Genomic DNA, 1,289 nt, shown 5'->3' with positions numbered 1-1,289 from the left:
CCTAGATTAGCGATAAATAGTATCGCGCAAACGAATAGAAATTTTTTCATAAAGCTGTTAATTTGGTTTTTACACTAAAACGATGGYAAGGTGTAAAACGCTACTGGTTAAAGGTAAAATAATAAGTACATTTATAATGTAAATAACTTGATATGAAGCTTATCACATCTATCTTTTATCTGATATTTCTATTTACCTGTGCATCGTACGCACAGGAAATAAAAGGCACTTACGCCATCAAGAATGTTAAAACAGGAATGTTGCTTCGCGTTAAGGATGCCAGTGGCAAAAACGGAACTCCCTTGGTTGCCTATGATCCTCAAAACTGGAAATGCATGACCTGGGATTTTCAAAATACCGGGGAAAATACTTATCAGCTCAAAAATCTGTTTACCAAAAAGACTTTTCAGCCACTCGGCGAAGCAAAGGATGCTGTGGTTATGGAGGAACAGCCTCTTGTTGCAGATGCCAAGAATCAGCAATATGAGTTTATTAAAGTGAAAAAAGACATCTACCTGATCAGATTGAAAGCTACCGATTTATACCTTACCCCTGTCGATCCTGAAGGGGGCACCAACTCAGCCATTGTATTAGCAAAGAAAAAGGATTCACCAATACAGCAATGGAGCATTTATCTGCAAAATCCAACGATGTAAAACAATAACCAGAGAGTTAATTATACTGAATTTCCCTGATAGTAAGGTAAGAGCTGGTCTTATTCTTGTTAACCAATGAAGTCCAGTTGCCTGTTTTATCATAAACATATTTGAAGTTCTTTTTAAAGTCAAAAGCACCGCTATAATTATAGCTCACCTCCTCCATTAACTGATTTTCAGAATCATATGCGAATTTACTCGTATAAAGTATGTAACCATTGGGTGCATATACCCGCTCGCTCAAACGCTTTCCTTTAACATCTGAAGAATAAATAGCCTGATAGCTCTTATTAGTTGAATCAGGTACAGTATGGGTAAATTTTAACAATACTTTCTGTTCATCATATTTAAATGATTCAGAGTATAGCAATTTGCCTTCGGAACTATAATTAATTAACTTAATAACCTGTCCCAGAATATTCAATTTGGTTTTCTTAAAGATAAGTAGATATTTTCTAATAGCAATTTGTGGATAAATCAATATATTAGAACTCCTCAATATCCAAAGGCAGGCTTTTAAATTAAGCTATACCCATGACAGCATTAGACAGGAAATTCAAAACAGAAAAGCTATTAAAATCACTAGGGGTTCCAATACTTGAACAATTGCCCTTAATTGATGAGGAACATGAA

General features: G+C 35.0%; 2 protein-coding genes. One reads left to right on the top strand and one right to left on the bottom strand.

Annotated elements, in window-relative coordinates:
- Nucleotides 1-152: 152 nt before the first annotated feature.
- The gene (locus AC1DG9_RS27185; RefSeq protein ID WP_172662530.1) at nt 153-656 is read left to right on the top strand and encodes an RICIN domain-containing protein; all 504 of its coding nucleotides are present in this window, start codon (nt 153-155) and stop codon (nt 654-656) included.
- A gap of 16 nt (nt 657-672) precedes the next feature.
- On the opposite strand, the gene AC1DG9_RS27180 is transcribed toward AC1DG9_RS27185, so the two are convergent.
- The gene (locus tag AC1DG9_RS27180) at nt 673-1,080 is read right to left on the bottom strand and encodes a hypothetical protein (protein ID WP_337717752.1); all 408 of its coding nucleotides are present in this window, start codon (nt 1,078-1,080) and stop codon (nt 673-675) included.
- Between the last annotated feature and the right edge of the window lie 209 nt (nt 1,081-1,289).

It is taken from the genome of Pedobacter sp. 05L430, from assembly GCF_056397585.1.
The sequence above is the reverse complement of the archived record's forward strand: the minus strand, read 5'-3'. Positions and strand labels throughout refer to the sequence as shown.